This window comes from Streptomyces sp. GS7 (genome assembly GCF_009834125.1).
Lineage (GTDB): Bacteria > Actinomycetota > Actinomycetes > Streptomycetales > Streptomycetaceae > Streptomyces.
Map to the genome: position 1 here is coordinate 268710 of NZ_CP047146.1, position 19656 is coordinate 288365.

The following is a 19656-nucleotide window of genomic DNA, read 5'->3' on the forward strand; positions in this document are numbered from 1 at the left end:
GTGAAGTTAAGAAACCGTATAAAGTTGGCGGAGCGGCTCTGATCAGGGGAGATGATGCGGGTATGGGCGAGCAGCGACAGCAGGGCAGCAGCGACCGGCGGAGCGGACGGACCGCGCTGGACGCATCGGAGGCACCGGAGGCACCGGAGGCACCAGAGACACAGGAGGCGCAGGACGCAGCCGGGCGCGACGGCCGGGACGTCCGCGCGGGCCGTGACGACGCTGTGCCGACCTTCGTCGAGCGGTTCGCGGCGCAGATGGTCGACGCCGGGATGCAGCGCATGCCGGCCCGGGTCTTCGCCTGCCTGCTCGCCTCCGACACCGGCGTGCTGACCTCGGCCGAGCTGGGCGAGCGGCTCCAGGTCAGCCCCGCCGCGGTCTCCGGCGCGATCCGCTACCTCTCCCAGGTGGGCATGGTCGGCCGCGAGCGCGAGCCGGGCTCCCGCCGCGACCGGTACCGCGTCCACAGCGACCAGTGGTACGAGGCGCTCACCCGCCGGGACAGCGTCCTCATCCGCTGGGAGCACACCCTCCGCGACGGCGTCGAGAGCCTGGGCGAGGACTCCGACGCGGGCCGCCGGATCGCCGAGACCCTCGCCTTCATCGAGTTCATGCAGCAGGAGCTCACCGGCATGATGGACCGCTGGCGCAACCACCTCGGCCGGCTGCGCACCGACCAGGACGGCACCGCCCCGGCCGAGGCCCCCCGGCGCTGAGCCCTGGCACCGGCCGTTCCCCGGTGCCGGCGGTCAGGGCCTTTCTGGGCCAGGGTCGGACAGGCCCTAGTCCCGCCGCGGCAGCTGGAGCCGCCAGGCCCCCGGCTGCACCGTCCACGTACGCGTCCTGACCGGCCCGCCGACCAGCGCGTCCGCCCGGTAGTGGAAGTCCGCCCCGGACACCGTCACCGCCCGCGCCCGGGCCCGTACGGGGTGCCCCTCGCCGGCCCAGTGGACCACCACCTCGGCCAGCCCGCCGGACGGCGCCGGGACGTCCGGTGCCGCCGCCGGCCCGTGCGCACCGGCCGTGTCGCTCGCGCCGTCCGCGTCGTGCGGACCGGCGCCGCCCTCGGCACGCACCCCGCCGGGCATCACCGACACCCCGCGCACCGGCCGGTCCAGGTCCGCCAGCAGCGCCCCGTCCGCCTCGATCCGCAGCCGCAGCCGCTGCGCCGGCACCCGACCGCGCCGGCCGCCCAGCCCGGCCGCCGGGGCCAGCAGCGACAGCGCCGTGCGGGCGGTCCGCGCGGCCGGCCGCCACCAGGGGCGGTGCCCGGCCCCGGGGTGCGCCGCGTCCTCCGGGGCCTCGGCCTCGTCCGTGTACCCCGTGGCCCCGACATGGCCCGGCGGGTCGTAGCCGCCGCACCGCCCCGGATCGCCGAGCACCCCGTATTCCGGCGGCGCCCCGTCCCCGCAGGGGATCCGCAGCCCGCCCAGCACGATGCCGTCGCTGTCGTCCGTGAGCAGGTCCATCGGTCGCTCCCCGCCGTCCAGTACGGCGCGCGCGGCGGCGACGGCGTCCGTGGGGACGCCCAGCGTCCGGCTCAGCGCGACCGCGGCCGGCGCGCCCACCGGCACCATCGACAGCGGCACCCCGCCCAGTTCCCGCTCTCTGTGGAGCAGGCCCACGACCCGCAGGAGCGCGCGGTCGTCGCCGATCACCACCGGGCGGCGGTGGCCGCGCCGGGCCAGTGCCCTGGCGAATTCCTCGGGCCCCTCGGGGAGGCAGATTTTCGCTCCCGCGCCCGCGCACAGGACATCCTTCGCGATGCGTACGGACTCGCCGTCCGTACTGCGGGCGACCGGGTCGATGACCACAAGCAGGGGGCACCCCCGAACGGAGTCCGCGGGAGAGTGCCCAGAAGGCTGCGCCGACACCTCGGTCCTTCCTCAGGTAGCATCTCGGTGCAAGAGCCCCTTGCGCTATTGCGCCAGGGGCTTCGTCTATTCCGGGGCACCGGTCCGACGGCTCTGGCGATGACGTCTGCGCGAACACGCGACGCCACGCCATCCACGCACGTTGGACATGCCCCGCCCGGAAGGGGTGTACGCCTGTGCCCGCACTTGTGCTGCTCGGTGCTCAGTGGGGTGATGAAGGCAAGGGAAAGGCCACCGATCTGCTCGGTGGGTCCGTGGACTACGTGGTGCGCTACCAGGGCGGCAACAACGCCGGCCACACGGTCGTCGTCGGCGACCAGAAGTACGCACTGCACCTCCTCCCTTCCGGAATCCTCTCGCCGGGGTGCACCCCGGTCATCGGCAACGGTGTCGTCGTCGACCCCGCGGTCCTGCTCTCCGAGCTGAGCGGACTCAACGAGCGCGGCGTCGACACGTCCAAGCTGCTGATCAGCGGTAACGCGCATCTGATCACGCCGTACAACATCACCGTCGACAAGGTGACGGAACGCTTCCTCGGAAAGCGGAAGATCGGCACCACCGGGCGCGGCATCGGCCCGACCTACGCCGACAAGATCAACCGCACCGGCATCCGGGTCCAGGACCTCTACGACGAGTCGATCCTGGTCCAGAAGGTCGAGGCGGCGCTCGACGTCAAGAACCAGCTGCTCACCAAGCTCTACAACCGCCGCGCCATCGAGGCCGGCCAGGTCGTCGAGGAGCTGCTGGGCTACGCCGACCAGATCAAGGGCTATGTCGCCGACACCACCCTGATCCTCAACGACGCCCTGGACAACGACAAGGTCGTGCTCTTCGAGGGCGGGCAGGGCACCCTGCTCGACATCGATCACGGCACGTACCCCTTCGTGACGTCCTCGAACCCGACCGCGGGCGGTGCCTGCACCGGCGCGGGTGTCGGCCCGACCAAGATCAGCCGGGTCATCGGCATCCTCAAGGCGTACACCACCCGCGTCGGCGCCGGCCCGTTCCCGACCGAGCTGTTCGACGAGGACGGCGAGGCGCTGCGCCGGATCGGCGGCGAGCGCGGTGTCACCACCGGCCGTGACCGCCGCTGCGGCTGGTTCGACGCGGTCATCGCCCGCTACGCGACCCGGGTCAACGGCCTGACGGACTTCTTCCTCACCAAGCTCGACGTCCTCACCGGCTGGGAGCAGATCCCGGTCTGCGTGGCCTACGAGATCGACGGCAGGCGCGTCGAGGAACTGCCCTACAGCCAGACCGACTTCCACCACGCGAAGCCGGTCTACGAGATGCTGCCGGGCTGGTCCGAGGACATCACCCAGGCGAAGACCTTCTCCGACCTGCCGAAGAACGCCCAGGCGTACGTCAAGGCGCTGGAGGAGATGTCCGGCGCCCCGATCTCCGCGATCGGTGTGGGCCCGGGCCGGGACGAGACCATCGAGATCAACTCCTTCCTGTCGTAAGGAAGTCCGGCACGGCCCCGGCGGTCCGGTCCCCTCGGGGCCGGACCGCCGCCCGGGGTGACGGCACAGGCGGCGCGCCTGTGCCGTCACCCCGTTTTCGTGTACAGCAGCGGCGCCAGGCCGCCCGCCTTGTCGAAGGTGCGCCGCAGCTGGCCGCCGATCAGCTCCAGGGTGCTGGGGGAGCCGGGGCGGCAGGTGTCGGGCGGGCCGGAGACCACGGTGGACGGGCCGAGCCGCACCGGCGGACCGGCGCTCTTGAGGGTGGCCGCGAACCGGCAGTCGTACGTGGGCCCGGTGGCAGCCATCCGGAGCACGGTCTCCCCCGGCTTGCCCTGGACGAGGGTGAAGCGGCGGACGTCCAGCGCGGAGTCGCCCACCGTCGTCGACCAGACGCCCAGATAGCCGGCCGGAATGCCGCCGTCCGGCGCGGTGGTCCGGGCCGGGGCCTTCTCGGTGGCGACGGCGCTGCCGTCCGACCCGCCCAGCAGCGCGTACGCGGTGGCGGCGCCCGCTCCGGCCAGCACCAGCGCGGCCGCGGCCAGCAGCGTCCGGCGGGTGCGGCGCGTGCGGCGGGTCCGACGGGTGCGGCGGCGGTGCGCCGGGGCGGCCGACGGCGCCACGGTGGCGGGCGGCCCGGCGGCCGGGTCCGCGGCGGATGTCCCGTGCGGCCGGACGGCGGTCGGCGGGGTGGGCGTGCGGTCCGGGCCGTCGTGCGGGTTCTCCGCGTCCAGCAGCTCCACCGCATGCCGCCCCAGGCGGGCGATCAGCGCGCCCGGGAGCCACGGTTCGTCGTCGGCCGCCCCGGCGGCGGGCAGGCCCTCCTCGGCCCGCGCCGCCAGGTCCCCGGGCGCGGGGCGCCGGGCCGGGTCCTTCGCCAGGCAGGCGGTGACCAGGTCGTACAGCCCGTCGGGGAGGCCGGTCAGGTCCGGTTCCTCTTCGGCGATGCGGTACATCATCGCGTGCGGCAGGGTCGTGTCGGAGCCGAACGGCTGGCGGCCGGTGGCCGCGTACACCAGCACCGAGCCGAGGCAGAAGACGTCGCAGGCCGGGGTGAGCGGTGTACCGCGGACCTGCTCGGGGGCCATGAAGCCGGGCGAGCCCACCGCCGCCCCCGTATGCGTCACCCCGCTCGCGGCCACCCCCTCCAGCGCCCGCGCGATGCCGAAGTCGATGACCCGCGGGCCGTCGATGGTGATCAGGATGTTGGACGGCTTGAGGTCGCGGTGGATGATCCCGGCGGCGTGCACCGACCGCAGCGCGCGGGCCAGCCCGGCGGCCAGGATCCGCACCGTGCGCTCCGGCAGCGGTGCGCCCCCGCCGACGACCTGCTGGAGGGAGGGGCCGGCGATGTACCCGGTGGCGAGCCAGGGGGTCTCGGCCTCGGTGTCCGCGTCCAGTACGGGAGCGGTCCACTCCCCGCCGACCTGCTGGGCGGCCCGTACCTCGCGCCGGAAGCGGGCCCGGAACTCCTCCTGGTGGGCCAGTTCCGCACGCACCAGCTTGACGGCGACGGTCCGGCCGCGGTCCGAACGGGCCAGGAACACCCGGCCCATGCCGCCCTCGCCGAGCCGTCCGATCAGGCGGTAGTCCCCGATCCACTGGGGATCCTGCGCGCCCAGCGGAGTCAGCCCTCCGGACCGGCCCGCCCGTCCCGAACGCCCCTGCTGTTCCATGATCCGCCGCCCCTTTGCCCGGTCTCCCCCGACCCCGCCCAGTGGGAGCGCCAACTCGTCCGCGGTGAGGATATCGAGGCCGTACGTCAGGCCGGTGGGGCGGGATTCGGCCAAGGCGTGCGCCCGTAGGGGCGGGCCGGGGCGCCGCCGTCCACGAGGGCCGGGTTCCCCGCTGCGCGGCATACAGGGCGGTGGCCTGACGGCCTGCCGTGTCGCCAAGAGGGCTTCCCTGTCCGGGAATTGACGGAATGGATGTCTGATTCCGCGTTCCGGAACTTTACGGGGTTACCGATCGTCGAGAGCGGAGAACAACCGCACAGAACAACCGCACAGAGCGACGCACAGAGCGACGACAGACACCTCACGATGCCCAGGCGTGCACGATCCCCCGTCCCCCATCACAAGGAGACCGTGTGATACCCGCCGTACGAGCCATCGCGCGCGCCGCGATGGCCGCCCGACCGGTTCCGCTGGCCGAGGTCCAGGCCCGCGCCGAACTCCTCGCCCGCTACAGCAGCACCTACCTCGTCCCGGTCGAGGTCTTCGCCGCCTTCGCGGCCGAACTCACCGACCGGCGGCGCCCCGGCGGCCCGTTCGCGGTGCTGTGCATCAACGGCCGCCGCTGGTTCCGCTACCACTCCCTCTACTACGACACCCCCGACCTGCGCTCCTTCCACGACCACCGGCAGCGCAACCGGCTCCGCTTCAAGATCCGCGAACGGCTCTACGCCGACACCGGAGAGCGGCAGTTCGAGATCAAGCTCAAGGGGCGGCACGGCGAAACGGTCAAACACCGCCAGCCGCTGATGCCCGGCGCCGCGGCCCTGGGAGACGCCCCGCGCGGCTTCCTCGCCTCCGTGCTCGACCGCACGTACGGCATCCAGGCCCCCACCCAGCTGGGCCGCTCCCTGGAGACCGACTACCAGCGGACGACCTTCGTGGCGGACGGCCAGCGCGTCACCTGCGACGCGGCCCTCCTCTGCCGCGACCTGGAGACCGGCCGCACCGTACGGGCCGACGGCGGGCTGGTCCTCGTCGACACGAAGACCTGCGGGCGGCTCACCGAGGCCGACCGGCTGCTGACGGGATACGGGCTCCAGGCAGCCGAGTTCACCAAGTACTGCGCCGGATTATCGGCGCTGCGGCCCCATCTGTACGCCAACCACTGGCACGGGGCGGTCCGCACCGCCTTTCCCACAGCGGCGGCCTGACCGCCGTGCCCCGCGCGCCGCACGCCGAGCGCCGCGGTTCCTGACGGAGCCCGGGGGAGGTACCCCACCCCCGGGCATCCCTGGAGTTTCCTCCAGGACCGTAGACATTCTGTCCGTGCGCGTGGTGAGTGCCATACACAGTGTCGGTACCGGTCGGCGGACCGTGATCCTTAGGCTGGGAGCCGTTCGCCGTTCCTGTCCAGCGGTGGACCCCCGCGACCGATCCGAGGTACCGACCGTGACCACGAAGCACCCCGACCCCTCCGCCGGCGCCGCAGTCAAGGCCGCCGACCGCGCGCACGTCTTCCACTCATGGTCCGCACAGGGCCTGATCGACCCGCTGCCGGTCGCCGGTGCCGAGGGCTCGTACTTCTGGGACTACGACGGCAACCGCTACCTCGACTTCTCCTCCCAGCTGGTCAACACCAACATCGGCCACCAGCACCCCAAGGTCGTCGCGGCCATCCAGGAGCAGGCCGGCAAGCTCTGCACGCTCGCCCCGGGCTTCGCCGTGGACGTCCGCTCCGAGGCCGCCCGGCTGATCGCCGAGCGCACCCCCGGCGACCTCGACAAGATCTTCTTCACCAACGGCGGTGCCGAGGCCGTGGAGAACGCGGTCCGGATGGCCCGGCTGCACACCGGCCGCGCCAAGGTGCTGTCCACCTACCGCTCGTACCACGGCGCCACCGCCGCCGCGATCAACCTGACCGGCGACCCGCGCCGCTGGCCCTCCGACACCGCCTCGGCCGGCGTCGTCCACTTCTGGGGCCCGTTCCTCTACCGCTCGCCGTTCCACGCGGAGAACGAGGCCCAGGAGTGCGAGCGCGCCCTGGCCCACCTGGAAGAGACCATCGCCTTCGAGGGCCCGCAGTCGATCGCCGCGATCATCCTGGAGACCGTCCCGGGCACCGCCGGGATCATGGTCCCGCCGCCCGGCTACCTCGCCGGCGTCCGCGAGATCTGCGACCGCCACGGCATCGTCTTCATCCTCGACGAGGTGATGGCCGGCTTCGGCCGTACCGGCCGCTGGTTCGCCGCCGACCACTTCGGCGTCACCCCCGACCTGCTCACCTTCGCCAAGGGCGTCAACTCCGGCTACGTACCGCTGGGCGGCGTCGCCATCAGCGCCGAGATCGCCGCCACCTTCGACCAGCGGCCCTACCCCGGCGGCCTGACCTACTCCGGCCACCCGCTGGCCTGCGCCTCCGCCGTCGCCACCCTCAACGCGATGGCCGAGGAGCGGATCGTGGAGAACGCCGCGGAGATCGGCGAGACGGTGATCGGCCCGGCGCTGCGCGCCATCGCCGAGCGCCACCCCTCGGTCGGCGAGGTCCGCGGCATGGGCGTCTTCTGGGCCCTGGACCTGGTGAAGAACAAGGCGACCCGCGAACCGCTGGTGCCCTACAACGCGTCCGGCGCCGCCAACGCCCCGATGGCCGAATTCGCCGCGGCCTGCAAGCGCGGCGGCCTGTGGCCCTTCGTGAACATGAACCGGACGCATGTCGTCCCGGCCTGCACCGTCACCGAGGCCGAGGCCAAGGAGGGCCTGGCCGCCCTCGACGAGGCGCTGACCGCCGCGGACGCGCACACCGCCTGAGCCGGCCGATCGCTCGTACCCATCGGGAGGCACCGTGCGGCGGCCCTCGCCTATCGTGGGCGAGGGCCGCGCTCACCTGCGGTCATGGACGTCGAAGGGGACGCACCGGATGGCCGCCGGCGGAGAGAGCTCAGTCATACGGCGCAGCACCCTGCGCCAGCAGATCGCCGACGCGCTGCGCGACGAGGTGCTGGCCGGCCGGCTGCCGTGCGGCCACCCCTTCACCGTCAAGGAGATCGCCGACCAGTACGGCGTCTCCGCGACGCCGGTGCGCGAGGCGCTGCTCGACCTGTGCGCCCAGGGCCTGCTGGACGTCGAGCAGCACCGCGGCTTCAAGGTGCACGCCTTCACCGCCGACGACTTCCGCGCCATGGTCGAGGCTCGCACCCTGATCATCGAGGGCATCTTCCGCAGCGGCGCCGAACGGGCCCTGCTGGCCACCCCCGCCGAGGTGCTGATCTCCGTCCGGCGCCGCGCCGAGGAGGCCGAGCGCGCCGCGCGGGCCGGCGACCTGGACGTCCTCATCGGCTACGACCTGCGGTTCTGGCGCGAGCTGAGCGGCATCGTCAAGAACCCCTACATCAGCGACTTCCTCGACCGGCTCCGCGTCCAGACCTGGATGTTCGCGGTGCCCCTGCTGCGCCGCGAGCCGCAGCTGAGGGGCCGCCTCTGGCACGGCCACAGCGAACTCGCCGACGCCCTCCTGCGGCACGACCTGCCGGACGCCCAGCGGCTGATCGCCGAGTACAACGAGCACTCCCTCGCTCTCGTCGGAAGGCCCGGGTAGCACTACGCTGTCCCGACCATCGGCCGTAATGGGCCGTACCCGTACCTGTACGTGCGCCGGTGTCCCCGTCCCCGACCGGAAGCGAGCCCTCACCCGTGGCATGTGACCTGTGGCTGGTACCCCTCGTCGATGTGCTGTGCCACAGCCCCGACAACCCGTTCTCCGAAGAGATCGCCGCCTACGACAGCGCCCTGGCCGAGGCGGGCCTGCCCACGGTCCCGGTCTTCAGCTACATGCCGGGCCTCTCCGGCGACGTGGCACCGGTCGCCGGCTTCGACTACGACGCGCTGCACTTCCTGCGCCGCGCCTACCTCCTGCGGCTGTGCGGCCTGGAGGTGACCCCGGTCGACGAACTGGGCGGCGACTACGAGCAGTTGCTGGAGATGTTCGAGACCACCGCACAGCAGTCCCACCTGGTCTGGCACTACGACCACGCGGGCGCGTACGTCCCGGTCGACTTCCCGCACCCGCTCGCCAACGACGAACTGCTCGCCGGCGGCGGCCCGTTGGGCTCCTCGCACGGCCTGCTGCGCGACCTCGAACTGGTCGCACCGGCCCTCGGCATCGATCCGGCCAACCCGCCGGCCGCGCCCGCGCCGCCGGCCGGCCCCACATCGCTGGAGGAGCGGGCGGGCGCGGCCCCTCTGGACGACGGCCCGTTCGCCCGGGAGCGGCACGTCTGGCTCGGGCTGCACGCCGCCGCCACCCGGAGCCTGGGCCAAGGCTCCATGATCGTCTTCAGCTGAACCGGTACGGACACCGCACCGGTACGGACACCGCACCGGGCGGGCCGGTGGGGGCGCCCCACACCCCCGCCGGCCCGCCCGGTCCCGCCCTCCCACCGCGCACCCGGCGCGGGCGCACCGTCAGCGGGGCGCCTCCGGTGGCCGCTGCCGCGGCATGTTCGGCCGCGCACCGGGCGGCAGCATGAACCGCCCCGCCTGGCCCGGGCCCTCCTGCCGCGGCGCCGCCCACGGCAGCACCGCCTGCGTGGCCTGCGGCACCGGCCCGGACCGGAACTCCACCATCCAGTCCGCCGTCTCGGCCCGGACCAGCTCCCCGACGTCCTCGTTGAACCGCCGCAGCACCCCCAGGCAGCGCTCCGCCGCCTCGCTCGCGGTGCCCTCCGTCGGCCCGAGCACCTCGCGCACCCCCTCGGACGCCCAGTCGAACTGCAACGCCTCCAGCCGCCGGTGGATCGCCTGCGCGGTGGCCAGATCGCGCATCCAGCCGGTGGTCACCCCGAAATACCGGTCGCCGCCCACGCACACCGCCGCCAGCAGCAGCGCCAGCGCGCCCCACGGCGCCCCGTGCCCCCACACCCCGGCGAGGTCCAGCAGCGGCAGCGCCCCGCCCGCGGTCATCCCGGCCGCGGTGCCCAGCCGCAGCACCCGCGCGCCCCGGCGCTTGGCCAGCCGGTCGTGCAGGTACCAGTCGGCGGTGCGCAGCGCGTTCTCCTCGGTCCACAGATAGAGCGCGTCCAGCCGGTCGGCCGGCTCGCCCCAGTCGCCGCCCGGAAAGGCCCGCCCGATGAGATCGCCCGGGCCCCGCAACCGGCCGGTGGCGCGGCGCTCCGGCTGCCCCCGGTCCCGAAAGCGGTCCGGGTGCCGCCCGCGGCCACGTCCCCGCCCGCCCTCCCCCCGAGGGGGCACCTCGGGCTGCATCTCCGGCTGACTCACCCGTGCGCTCCCTCTGTACGGATATGTGCGGTGCGCCCGTGGCGTAACGAGACGGCGGCTGCGCACGTCCCCCTTCCTACCGCCGAACGGCTGGCCACCGTCCCGCGGTCCCGCCGTTTCCGCCCGGAAGTGGTGCGGGATCGGGTATAGGGCCGCCGCGGATCTCACCCGAAAGAGTTGCCGCCGCGGGGGCGGACGGTTTCCGGCCCGCCCGGCGGCCCGTGTCCGCGCCCGCGCCCGTGCCCGCAGCCCTGCGGGCTGGCGTCGGGCCCGTCGCGCCGCTCGTCTAGGCTGCACTGCGTGAAGGTCCTCGTCATCGGCGGCGGCGCCCGCGAACACGCCCTGTGCCGCTCTCTGTCCCTCGACCCCGACGTCACCGCGCTGCACTGCGCTCCCGGCAACGCCGGCATCGCCGAGGTGGCCGAACTGCACGGCGTCGACGCCCTCGACGGCGCGGCCGTCGCCGAACTCGCCGCGGGCCTGGAGGCCGACCTCGTCGTCGTCGGCCCCGAGGCCCCCCTGGTGGCGGGCGTCGCCGACGCCGTACGCGACCGCGGCATCCCGGTCTTCGGCCCGTCGGCCCAGGCCGCACAGCTGGAGGGCTCCAAGGCGTTCGCCAAGGACGTGATGGCCGCCGCGGCCGTGCCCACCGCCCGCAGCTACGTCTGCACCACCCCCGAGGAGATCGACGAGGCGCTGGACGCCTTCGGCGCCCCGTACGTGGTCAAGGACGACGGCCTGGCGGCCGGCAAGGGCGTCGTCGTCACCGAGGACGTGGCAGCCGCCCGCGCCCACGCGCTGGCCTGCGACCGCGTAGTGATCGAGGAGTTCCTGGACGGTCCCGAGGTCTCCCTCTTCGCCGTCACCGACGGCGAGACCGTCGTCCCGCTCCAGCCCGCCCAGGACTTCAAGCGCGCCCACGACGGCGACGCGGGCCCCAACACCGGCGGGATGGGCGCCTACAGCCCGCTGCCCTGGGCCGACCCGAAGCTGGTCGACGAGGTCCTCGAGACCGTGCTCCAGCCCACCGTCGACGAACTGCGGCGCCGCGGCACCCCGTTCTCCGGGCTGCTCTACGCGGGCCTGGCGATCACCTCCCGCGGGGTCCGCGTGATCGAGTTCAACGCGCGGTTCGGCGACCCGGAGACCCAGGTCGTACTGGCCCGTCTCCAGACCCCGCTCGCCGGCCTGCTGCACGCCGCCGCGACCGGCACCCTGGCCACCTTCCCGCCGCTGCGCTGGACCGACGGCGCCGCGGTCACCGTCGTCATCGCCTCCCACAACTACCCGGGCACCCCGCGCACCGGCGACCCGATCGAGGGCCTGGCCGAGGTGGCCGAGCAGGACGCCCCCGATGCGTACGTGCTGCACGCCGGCACCGAGCGCGATGCGTCCGGCGCGGTGCTCAGCGCGGGCGGCCGGGTGCTGTCCGTCACGGCCACCGGCGCCGACCTGGCCACCGCCCGGGAGCGCGCCTACCGGGCCATCGGCCGGATCTCCCTGGACGGCTCCCAGCACCGCACCGACATCGCCGCCAAGGCGGCGGCGGAGGCGTAGCGCGTCTCCCGGCGCGTCCGCACGCGTCGCACACGTGGTCCGAGGCATATGTCATTCCCCATGGCATATGCCTCGACTATTTCCGGGCCTTCCGGACATCCGGGAAGCGGCCCAGATCGACCGGTCGCCGGTCCTCGGCTTTACCCAAAGCCATTCCATCGAGTGACCGCGCCGGTAACCGGCTGACGAAAGAACAACCCCCAACTAGGGTGCCGCGCAAGCGTCCTGTGGTCGCAGTGCCCTCATCCGGCACGGTTGCCACGGTGGCGTCCGGCAAGTGGGTCACCGGCATTGCGATGTCAGTGGCCAGTGCCACAGTGGTGGGGGAGTGACCTCGCTCGCCCACGCACCGCATCATCTTTTGTCCGTCCGTCCCGTTCCCCGTCCCGTGTTCGCTCTCCTTCCTTATCTCTCCGGTCCGGCTCCATCAGGACAGCAGGGGGTGTACAGGCTCGTGGCAAGTCCGGAAACAGGCGTCCTGGCGGCGCGTGCCCGCGCCCTGGCCGTACTCCGCGTCCGCGGCGCGGCGCTGGCCGCGGCGATACTGCCCGCCGCGGTCGCCGTGGTGCTCTTCGCGGGCGGCGCCACCGGCCATCTCGGCGCCGGTCTCGGCGCCGACGGCGGCTGGGGCATCGCCCGCTGGACGGTCAGCGGTGCCGCCGTGCTCACGCTCCTGCTGGCCGCGCTGGTGGCCGCGGTCGTCGTCCGCGCGCGGCCGGCCCTCAGCCCCTCCGTGCCGCTCTCCGAGGAGTCCGCCCCCGATCTCTACCGCCTCGTCCGCGACCTCGCCGACCGCCTCGACGTCCCCGCTCCGTCCGCGATAGCGCTCACCCCGGACTGCGACAGCTGGCTGGAGGACCGTACGCACCGCGCCCACGGCCCGCCGCGGCCCGCGCGGGGCGCCGGCCGCCGGGCGTCTGACGCCCCGGTCCTGGTGATCGGCTCACCGTTCCTGTGGTGGATGCGGGTCGCCGAGCTGCGCGCCCTGCTGGCCCCGGTGGTCGCCGGCACCGGCCCGTCGGCGCACCCCGACATAGCCGCCGCCCGCCGCTTCATCCGCGGCCTGGACGCAGCCGTCGCGGTCGCGGCCCGCGCCAGGGGCCCGCTGCGCGGCCTCCCGCTCCGCTTCGTCGGCCGAGTGGCCCGGCTGCTGCTGCGCGCCTGCCGCGAACACGCCACGATCATGGAGCGCGGGGTGGCGGCCGCCGCCTCCGAGCGCGCCCAGACCGTCGACTACGGCCTGCGGATCGTCGCCCAGGAACAGGTCGGGCTGGCGTACGCGGGCTGGGACCGGCTGCTGACCAGGGTCGCGCTGCCCGCCTGGCGGATGGGCCGCTGGCCCTCCCGGCTGGACGCCGGCGTGGTCTCCGCGCTCACCGAACTCTCCCGCCGCGACCGCCTCGCCGAGGGCTTCGCCTCCCGCCTCGGCGAACGGCCCGCCTGCGACCTCCTGGAGGAGCCCGGCGCCATCGACCGTGCCGCCTCCCTGCTGGCGGCCCGGCTCTTCCACGGCGGCCCGGCCGAGCCGGGGCCCGACTGGTCACCGGTCGGCTGGCAGCAGTATCCGGAAGAGGTCGTGGACCGGAAGTGGCGCCTGGAGGCGGCCCGCCTGCACCGCGTCCTCGACCAACTCCCGGTGACCCCGCCGCCGGACACCGCCTCCGAGGACGGCCCCGCGTCCCGTACGCCGGACCACCCCGCCACCCCCGCCGAGCCGTCCTCCCCGGCCCCGCCCACGGCGCCCACCACCACCCACCGCACCACCACCGCCCCGCCGCTGACCTACGCCCGCGCCCGTGCGTCCGCCGGCCATCGCCCCGCGGGCCGGCCCGGCGGGGAGCCCCCCGGCTCGGCCGCCGCCCCCGCGGCCGCCGCCCCCACCGGCCCGACCCTGGCCCGGGTGATCGACCGCCTGGCCCGCGACTCCCGCACCGGCGATCTCGTCGCCGCCCGGCTGGGCGCGGAGGTCGCCCGCGAGGAGCGCGAGGAAGCCGCCCGCCAGGCCGCCCGCGGCAGCGGTACGCGGGACGCCGCCGCAGGGGTGGCCTGGGGCGACGGCCTGGCCGAGGGCGGCCTCCCGCTGTTCCCCCTGCAACCGCCGCGTACCGGCCGCGAACTGCTCGCCGACCACGTCACGGCCATGGTCTGCTGCGCCGCCGTCGACACCGCCGGCGCCGCCCCCGGCCTGGACTGGCTCGACGGCCCCGCCCTCATCGTCGACGGCACCCGCCGCGCCGACCTCGGCCGCCCGGTCCTCTGCCTCGTCGACGACGGCGACGCGGAACCGCTCCGCGGCTGGCTGACGACCATAGGCATCCGCCCCGAGAAGCCGGTCCGGCTGGTGTGACCGCTCGTGTGATCGCAGGGGACCGCCGGATCGGCTGAGTGTTCGCTTTCAGTTCATGCTTCGGGGCAAGCGCACCTAAATTCACGACGAAGGGTGACGAAGTGAGTGCGTAATGTGATGTGCTGGGGGGCGGGTAAGGCCCGTTCGCCCCGATGCCGGGATCCGTCCCCGTGCGTACGGCGGCGGCCCGGAGCGGCGGGCGGCGGCCACCCGCCCGGTCGGCCGCGGCCAAGGGGGACGCGGGAGGGGAGTGGAAGGTGGCGACGGAACAGATCAGGCGCTGGGAGTCGGGCGCCCTCGCCCACGCGGTCACGGACCCGTTCGGACAGGGCCCGCTGCCCTGGTTGCGCGGCAGCGAGACGTACTTCGACTCCGGCCACATCATTCCCTGGTACGTCGATCCCGCGGTCGCCCGCGGCGACCTGCTGGTGCCCGCGCCCCGCAAGCACAACGGCCCGCGCACCGCCGACGACGTGCACTGCCAGATCAAGGGCTTCGCCGGCACCGGCACGGTGGCCCCCGGCGAGGCCATCGACTTCCGGGTCTCGGTCGACCCGCCGCAGCCCTTCAGCATCGACGTCTACCGCATCGGCCATTACGCCGGCGCCGGAGCCGCCAAGATCACCACCAGCCCCCGGCTGGCCGGCATCGTCCAGCCGTCCCCCCTGCTGGTCGACCGCACGGTCTCCTGCCACCACTGGTGGCTGTCCTGGCGCCTCCAGGTGCCCACGTACTGGCAACTGGGCGCCTACGTCGCCGTGTTGACCACCGCCGACGGCCGCTACCGCTCCCACATCCCCTTCACCGTCCGCGACGACCAGCCCGCCGACCTCCTGCTGCTGCTCCCCGACATCACCTGGCAGGCGTACAACCTCTACCCCGAGGACGGCCGTACGGGCGCCAGCCTCTACCACGCCTGGGACGAGAAGGGCGCCCTCCTCGGCGAACGGGACGCCGCCACCACCGTCTCCTTCGACCGCCCCTACGCCGGCGCCGGCCTGCCCCTCCACGTAGGCCACGCCTACGACTTCATCCGCTGGGCCGAGCGCTACGGCTACGACCTCGCCTATGCCGACGCCCGCGATCTGCACGCCGGCCGCGTCGACCCCACCCGCTACCGCGGCATCGTCTTCCCCGGCCACGACGAGTACTGGTCGGTACCCATGCGCCGCACGATCGAGGGCGCCCGCGACGGCGGCACCTCCCTGGTCTTCCTCTCCGCCAACACCATGTACTGGCAGGTCGAGTTGTCCCCGTCGCCGTCCGGCCCCGCCGCCCTGCTCACCTGCCGCAAGCGCCAGGGCCCCGGCCGCCCCGCCCTCTGGCGCGAACTGGGCAACCCCGAACAGCGCCTGATGGGCATCCAGTACGCGGGCCGGGTCCCCGAGCCCGCCCCCCTGGTCGTCCGCAACGCCGACCACTGGCTGTGGGAGGCCACCGGCGCCGACGAAGGCGACGAGATCCCCGGCCTGGTCGCCGGAGAGGCCGACCGCTACTTCCCGCGCACCAGCCTCCCCGAGCACACCCGCCGCATCCTGCTGGCTCACTCCCCGTACCGCGACAGCGAGGGCAACCGCCGCCATCAGGAGACCTCCCTCTACCGCGCCCCCAGCGGCGCGCTGGTCTTCTCCTCCGGCACCTTCGCCTGGTCGCCCGCCCTCGACCGCCCCGGCCACGTCGACCAGCGCGTCCAGCGCGCCACGGCCAACCTCCTCGACCGCATCTGCAAGCGCGACTAGGGCCCGGCCCATCGGACAGGCCCTACGGCAGGCCCCGGAAACCGCCCGCAGCGCCTGCGCGCCACCGGGACCTACCGCGCCGCGAACTCCCCCAACTCCCGTGCCAGCGCGACCGTCAGCGCCCGGAAGATCCGCACCTCCTGACGCGGGTCCCCGGCCCGCGTCACCAGCACGCTGTGCGCCCGCGGCGCGTCCAGCACCGGTACGAACACCGTGCCCGGCCAGGGGTAGTAGCGGGCGAAGGACTTCAGCCCGGACCCCGCGCCGCGCCCGGCCGCCACACTCGTCAGTACGTCGTGCGGCGTCAGCGCGCAGTCCGGCGCCCGCCGCTCGCCGTCCCGGAAGTACAGGTAGTCGACGAACGGCCGCGGGGTGCGCGCCGGCACCCGCAGAAACGGCAGATCGATGACGTCCGCGACCCGCAGCCCCTCGTGCGCCGCGTCCGCGAGCGGCGACCGCGCCGAGACCGCCACGATTCGCTGCTCGGTCGTCAGGACGTCCACCTCGATGCCCTCGGCCTCCACCGCGGGCCGTACGAACGCCACGTCCACCCGGTCCTCGCGCAGCGCGCTGCAGTGCTCGGTGAAGGTCAACTCCACCAGATGTACCGGCACTTCGGGAGACGCCCGGCGGAATGCGCTCACCGCGGCCGGGGTCAGCTCCGCCGAACCGTGGCCCATCACCCCGACCCGCAGCCCGCGCGACGAACGCCCCCGGGCGGCCTCGGCCACGTCCTCCATCGCGGCGTTCGCGGCGGCCAGCAGCGTCCGGGCGTGCGACGCCAGCCGCCGCCCGGCGGCCGTCGGCACCACCGGCCCCCGGCCGCGGTCCAGCAGCCGCGCCCCGAACTCCCGCTCCAGCTGCTGCACATGCTGGGTGACCGCGGCCGGCGACAGGAACAGCCGGGTCGCGGCCCGCCCGAAGTGCTCCTCCTCGACCACCGCCAGGAAGGAAGACAGCCGTCGCAGATCCATCGGATTTCTAGCGAGGGGATCCTCGTCTTCAGGCGAGGGGGGAATCGCTTCTTTCAACTGCTCTGACCTCGACTTTCTTCATGGATCTGCGCTGTTGTCAGTGGGGTTACGTAGGGTTGGTGGGGTTGTGTGAAGGGGGGTGAACGAGCGTGCGCCGTGCCTACAAGTTCGTGCTGCGCCCGACGGTGCGGCAGGAAGCCGCGCTGCGGGTGATGCTGCGGGATCACTGCATGCTCTACAACGCCGCGCTTCAGGAACGCCGTGATGCCTACCGGCACGCTTCGCGTACGACGGTGCGGTACGGGGAGCAGTCCGCGCAGCTGAAGGAGATCCGCGGCTTCGACCCGGACCAGGCCCGCTGGTCGTTCTCCTCGCAGCAGGCCACACTGCGGCGGTTGAACATGGCGTTCGCCGCGTTCTTCCGCCGGGTCAAGGACGGGCAGACTCCTGGGTATCCGCGCTTCAAGGGCAGGGGGCACTTTGACACCGTCGAGTTCCCCAAGGACGGTGACGGCTGCCGCTGGGACTCCACCCCGCATCACCGGCAGACCCGTGTGCGTCTGCAAGGTGTCGGGCACATCCGGGTCCACCAGCACCGTGCCGTGCGCGGTCGGGTCAAGACGATCTCGGTCAAGCGCGAGGGCCGCCGCTGGTACGTGATCCTCGCCTGCGACGAGGTACCCGCCGAGACACTGCCCGCCACCGGCAGCATCGTGGGTATCGACATGGGCACCACGCACTTCTTCACCGACTCCGACGGCGTGCACGTGGCCAACCCGCGCTTTGTGGAGTCGATGGCCGAAGAACTGGCTGCTGCTCAGCGGCACCTTGCGACGTTCCCTAAGCGCACGCGGTGCCGCACGAAGAAGCACTGTGCCGCAGCACGCAAGGTCGCCAAGATCCACGCGAAGATCCGGCGTCAGCGGGTCGACCACCACCACAAGACCGCTCTCGCCCTGGTCCGCGAGCACGATGTGATCGGGCACGAGAAGCTGAACACAGCGGGCATGACCAAGACACCCGCACCCAGGCCCGACCCCGGGCAACCCGGCGCGTACCTCCCGAACGGGGCCGGGGCCAAGGCCGGACTCAACCGCAGCATCCTCGATGTGGGTTGGGGGCTCTTCCTGGGAATCCTGGCGCAGAAGGCTGAGAGTGCCGCTCGCCGCGTGATCCCGGTCAACGCCCGCAACACCTCCCGCACGTGCCCTGAATGCGGGCATGTCGCCAGGGAGAACCGTGTCACTCAAGCGAAGTTCGAGTGCGTCAAGTGCGGCCTCGTCGCCAACGCCGACCATGTCGGCGCACTCAACGTGCTCAACAGGGCCGGGCTGGTCCTCTGCGCGGCGGCCTAGCCACCCACGCAGGAAACCCGCGCGTTTACGCGTGGGTGGAGTCACACGCGCCACGATAAGCCGGGGCCCAAGCCTCCACCCCGGGCCGTTCACCATTCCTGAACGGAGGCGGCGCGCCCGCCCGCCCCCGCCGTACAACGTCCCCCATGCCCCTGTCACACACCCCGACGGCCCAGGTCGGCACCGCCGCCACCGCGGCCTTCGCCCCGCGCCACTGGCTGCGCGCCGGCTGGCTGATGACCGCCTCCGGGTGGAGCGCCAACCAGTACTCCTCCCTCCTCGGCGCCTACCGCGCCCACCTCGGTCTGACCGCCGCCGCCACCACCGCCCTGTTCGCCGTCTACGTCGTCGGCCTGATCCCCGGCCTCCTCGCCGGCGGCCCGCTCGCGGACCGCCACGGCCGCCGCCGGGTCACCTACACCGCCCTGGGCATCTCCGCCCTGGCGACCTGCCTGCTGATGGCCGGCCCGGCCGCCCCGGTGCTGCTGTGGCCCGGCCGCTTCCTCACCGGCGTCGGCGCCGGCACCCTGCTCACCGCCGGCAGCGTCTGGATCAAGGAACTCTCCACCCCGCCGTACGGCACCGCGCCCACCCCCGGCGCCGCCGCCCGCCGTTCCGGCCTCTTCCTCTCCGCGGGCTTCGCCACCGGGGGCCTGGCCGCCTCCCTGATAGCCCAGTGGGCCCCGTACCCGATGACCCTGGCCTACGTCCCGCACCTGGTCCTGGTCGCGGTCGCCGCCCTGGGCGCCGCCCGCGCCCCCGAGACCGTCCCGGCCCGGACGCCGGGTGCCGCGGCCCCGGAGCCCGCCGTCCCCGCGTACCGCACCCCGTTCCGCCGCCTCGTCGTCCCGGTGGCGCCCTGGGTGTTCGCCGCCCCCGCGATCGCCTTCGCCGTCCTCCCCGGCCTCGTCGACACCGGCCTCCACGGCTGGCAGACCGTGTACGCCGGGATCATCACCGCCGTCACCCCCGGCGCCGGCCTCCTCGTCGCCCCGCTCGCCCGCCGGCTGACCGCCCGGCACCGCGTCGCCACCGGCGCCGCCGGCCTGCTCGTCACCGCCGCCGGCCTGCTGACCGGTGCCCTCGCGGTGGCGCGCGCGGAGCCCGCCGTGGCGCTGCTCGCCGCCGCGCTGCTCGGCGCCGGCTACGGCCTGTGCGTCGCCTACGGCCTGACGGAGGTCGCCGCCCTCGCGCCCCCGCACCACCTGGCCCGCCTCACCGCACGCTTCTGGACCACCTGCTACCTGGGCTTCTGCGCCCCCTACGTGGTCACCCTGCTCACCGCCACGTTCACCCCGCCCGCGATCCTCCTGGGCGCCGCCGTCCTCGCCCTGCTCACCCTCGCCACGGTCGTCCGTTCCGGAGCCCGTACCTCCGCTTGACCACCGGCCGCGGCCCCC

At 73.8% G+C, this 19656-nt stretch carries 15 protein-coding genes; 11 read left to right on the forward strand and 4 right to left on the reverse strand.

Annotated features, from left to right (window positions below; all coding sequences use genetic code 11):
• Positions 1 to 62: 62 nt before the first annotated feature.
• Positions 63 to 716: a GbsR/MarR family transcriptional regulator gene (locus GR130_RS01220; protein ID WP_159502998.1), complete on the forward strand. Its 654-nt coding sequence runs from the start codon at positions 63 to 65 to the stop codon at positions 714 to 716.
• A 66-nt stretch (positions 717 to 782) separates the two neighbouring features.
• Here GR130_RS01220 and GR130_RS01225 read toward each other — a convergent pair whose 3' ends face one another.
• Positions 783 to 1814: a hypothetical protein gene (locus tag GR130_RS01225; RefSeq protein WP_159502999.1), complete on the reverse strand. Its 1032-nt coding sequence runs from the start codon at positions 1812 to 1814 to the stop codon at positions 783 to 785.
• 236 nt (positions 1815 to 2050) lie between these two features.
• Here GR130_RS01225 and GR130_RS01230 point away from each other — a divergent pair, with 236 nt between their 5' ends.
• The gene (locus GR130_RS01230) at positions 2051 to 3337 is read left to right on the forward strand and encodes an adenylosuccinate synthase (protein ID WP_159503000.1); all 1287 of its coding nucleotides are present in this window, start codon (positions 2051 to 2053) and stop codon (positions 3335 to 3337) included.
• Between the two features lie 86 nt (positions 3338 to 3423).
• Here GR130_RS01230 and GR130_RS01235 read toward each other — a convergent pair whose 3' ends face one another.
• Positions 3424 to 5010, reverse strand: coding sequence for a serine/threonine-protein kinase (locus GR130_RS01235; protein WP_159509615.1), 1587 nt, complete (start codon positions 5008 to 5010; stop codon positions 3424 to 3426).
• A gap of 413 nt (positions 5011 to 5423) precedes the next feature.
• Between GR130_RS01235 and GR130_RS01240 the strand changes: the two genes are divergently transcribed.
• The 4 genes from GR130_RS01240 (at position 5424) to GR130_RS01255 (ending at position 9351) form a co-directional block, all read left to right on the forward strand.
• Positions 5424 to 6221 (forward strand): polyphosphate polymerase domain-containing protein, encoded by a 798-nt coding sequence (locus tag GR130_RS01240; protein ID WP_201304770.1) that lies wholly within the window; start codon positions 5424 to 5426, stop codon positions 6219 to 6221.
• A 238-nt stretch (positions 6222 to 6459) separates the two neighbouring features.
• A complete protein-coding gene (locus tag GR130_RS01245; RefSeq protein ID WP_159503001.1) occupies positions 6460 to 7818 on the forward strand; it encodes an aspartate aminotransferase family protein in 1359 nt (452 codons plus the stop codon).
• A gap of 109 nt (positions 7819 to 7927) precedes the next feature.
• The gene (locus GR130_RS01250; protein WP_159503002.1) at positions 7928 to 8605 is read left to right on the forward strand and encodes a GntR family transcriptional regulator; all 678 of its coding nucleotides are present in this window, start codon (positions 7928 to 7930) and stop codon (positions 8603 to 8605) included.
• Between the two features lie 95 nt (positions 8606 to 8700).
• A complete protein-coding gene (locus tag GR130_RS01255; RefSeq protein ID WP_043265042.1) occupies positions 8701 to 9351 on the forward strand; it encodes a hypothetical protein in 651 nt (216 codons plus the stop codon).
• A gap of 120 nt (positions 9352 to 9471) precedes the next feature.
• Here GR130_RS01255 and GR130_RS01260 read toward each other — a convergent pair whose 3' ends face one another.
• Positions 9472 to 10284: an SLATT domain-containing protein gene (locus GR130_RS01260; protein ID WP_159503003.1), complete on the reverse strand. Its 813-nt coding sequence runs from the start codon at positions 10282 to 10284 to the stop codon at positions 9472 to 9474.
• 300 nt (positions 10285 to 10584) lie between these two features.
• On the opposite strand from GR130_RS01260, the gene purD reads away from it, so the two are divergent.
• From purD to GR130_RS01275, 3 genes are all read left to right on the forward strand, one after another.
• Positions 10585 to 11841: a phosphoribosylamine--glycine ligase gene (purD, locus tag GR130_RS01265; RefSeq protein ID WP_159503004.1), complete on the forward strand. Its 1257-nt coding sequence runs from the start codon at positions 10585 to 10587 to the stop codon at positions 11839 to 11841.
• 454 nt (positions 11842 to 12295) lie between these two features.
• Entirely contained in the window at positions 12296 to 14188 is a 1893-nt protein-coding gene (locus GR130_RS01270; RefSeq protein WP_236572664.1) for a hypothetical protein, read from the forward strand.
• Positions 14189 to 14445: 257 nt separating this feature from the next.
• Positions 14446 to 15927 (forward strand): N,N-dimethylformamidase beta subunit family domain-containing protein, encoded by a 1482-nt coding sequence (locus tag GR130_RS01275; RefSeq protein WP_159503005.1) that lies wholly within the window; start codon positions 14446 to 14448, stop codon positions 15925 to 15927.
• A 71-nt stretch (positions 15928 to 15998) separates the two neighbouring features.
• On the opposite strand, the gene GR130_RS01280 is transcribed toward GR130_RS01275, so the two are convergent.
• Positions 15999 to 16901 (reverse strand): LysR family transcriptional regulator, encoded by a 903-nt coding sequence (locus tag GR130_RS01280; RefSeq protein WP_159503006.1) that lies wholly within the window; start codon positions 16899 to 16901, stop codon positions 15999 to 16001.
• 149 nt (positions 16902 to 17050) lie between these two features.
• On the opposite strand from GR130_RS01280, the gene GR130_RS01285 reads away from it, so the two are divergent.
• A complete protein-coding gene (locus tag GR130_RS01285; RefSeq protein ID WP_159503007.1) occupies positions 17051 to 18256 on the forward strand; it encodes an RNA-guided endonuclease InsQ/TnpB family protein in 1206 nt (401 codons plus the stop codon).
• Between the two features lie 146 nt (positions 18257 to 18402).
• Positions 18403 to 19638 (forward strand): MFS transporter, encoded by a 1236-nt coding sequence (locus GR130_RS01290; RefSeq protein ID WP_159503008.1) that lies wholly within the window; start codon positions 18403 to 18405, stop codon positions 19636 to 19638.
• Positions 19639 to 19656 lie beyond the last annotated feature (18 nt).